At 51.3% G+C, this 1,768-nt stretch carries 2 protein-coding genes; one reads left to right on the top strand and one right to left on the bottom strand.

All coding sequences use genetic code 11. The annotated features are described in order from the left end of the window. Positions 1-964: 5-methyltetrahydropteroyltriglutamate--homocysteine S-methyltransferase (gene metE, locus VK958_RS00980; protein WP_325238389.1), on the top strand; the 964-nt coding region annotated here is incomplete at its 5' end. An 80-nt stretch (positions 965-1,044) separates the two neighbouring features. Here metE and VK958_RS00975 read toward each other — a convergent pair. After that, positions 1,045-1,768, bottom strand: a 724-nt coding sequence (locus VK958_RS00975) for an OmpP1/FadL family transporter (RefSeq protein ID WP_325238388.1), incomplete at its 5' end; no start/stop codon positions are given.

Below are 1,768 nucleotides of genomic sequence, written 5' to 3'. Positions count from 1 at the left end.
GCAAACGGCTGGCATCCGTCATGCACGTAGCCAGTTCAAAGCGGGTGCGCTGGATCAGGCGAGTTACCAGGCAGCGATGAAAGCGGAAATTCTGCACAGTGTGCGCGAGCAGGAATCGTTGGGCCTGGATGTACTGGTGCATGGCGAAGCCGAGCGTAACGACATGGTGGAATACTTCGGTGAACAGCTGGATGGCTATGCGTTCAGCCAGTTCGGCTGGGTACAGTCGTACGGTTCGCGTTGCGTGAAACCACCTATCCTGTTCGGTGATATCAGTCGCCCTAAAGCGATGACGGTAGAGTGGATCAAATATGCGCAATCGCTCACCAGCAAGCCGATGAAAGGCATGTTGACCGGCCCGGTGACGATTTTGAACTGGTCGTTTGTACGGGATGACCAGCCGCGCGCTGTCAGTTGTTACCAGTTGGCATTGGCTATTCGTGAAGAAGTACTGGATCTGGAAAAAGCCGGTATCAATGTGATTCAGATCGACGAAGCGGCGTTGCGCGAAGGTTTGCCATTGCGCAAGTCACAATGGAGTGAGTATCTGCAATGGGCAGTGGAGTCATTTCGCATCACCGCCAATGGCGTCGCCGATGAAACGCAGATTCATACGCATATGTGCTATTCCGAATTCAATGACATTATCAATGCGATTGCCGACATGGATGCGGATGTGATTACCATTGAAACCTCGCGTTCGGATATGGAGTTGCTGGATGCGTTTGATGACTTGAATTACCCGAACGAGATCGGGCCTGGTGTTTACGATATTCATTCACCGAATATCCCTAGCGAAGCGCATATTGTGCAGTTGATGCAAAAGGCTGCCGAGCGAGTACCTGCCGAACGATTATGGGTCAACCCGGATTGCGGCCTGAAAACCCGCCAGTGGGCAGAAGTGTTGCCTGCGTTGACGAATATGGTGGCTGCGGCTAAAACGTTGCGGGCAAACGTTTGGTGAGTGTTTAAGCGTATTTTTGGCTAACAGCGCTGATATCCTTAATAGATATCAGCGTTTTATTTTTTGGATGGTCATTAAATCTACCAGCGGCGGCTCAACATAAAGTGCAGCACAATCGCCTCATTACGGATTTCCGATTCGCCTAGCAATGCGCTGTTGTATTTTACTTTTACCGGCAGCATCCACTCCACACCACCGGTTGCAAGCCAGTTCTGATCTATCTTGCGCGCGGCACCAAACGTCAGATGATGCTCTAAAATGCCAGCCAGTAACGGGTTGGTAGTCTCACGTGGAATCGGATTTTTGCCATAGTTGTGGCCCGCATAAATGGTCGTGCGGTCATCCCAGTTATAAGCAACACCGGTGGCGACCACCCACTGGTTTTTCCAGTCAGCAGGGTTGGTTGAGCCATACACAGCAGGTGCTAAAGAGTTGTTAGGGTTTGTGGCGCGTAATTTCACGTCATTGATCGCATCATCCCAGTTAAGCCAGTTTAGCTTGAATGAAAGCAGCCAGGCATCCGCCGGCTTGAATGCCAAACCTACAGCGACCTCACGCGGCAACGCGAAGCCTTTGACTGAGGCATCCGAATACTTCACCTTGCCCAATCCTGCGCCGGTGAAATCAGCAACTAATGAGCCACCAGTAAGTGGTAATTCGGTCTTTTCGCTATAAGCGGCAGCCAGGGTTAATGTTGGCGTGACACGATATTGCATCCCCAGCTTGAATCCGGTGCGTATAGCTGATGCGTCTTCCAGCTTGTAACCAGCAAAGGCTGTGCCTACCGAGGTATTGGCAAAAAAG

This window comes from Methylophilus sp., assembly GCF_035460085.1.
Lineage (GTDB): Bacteria > Pseudomonadota > Gammaproteobacteria > Burkholderiales > Methylophilaceae > Methylophilus.
Note: the sequence above shows the minus strand (reverse complement) of the source record. Positions and strands in the feature narration are given on the sequence as shown.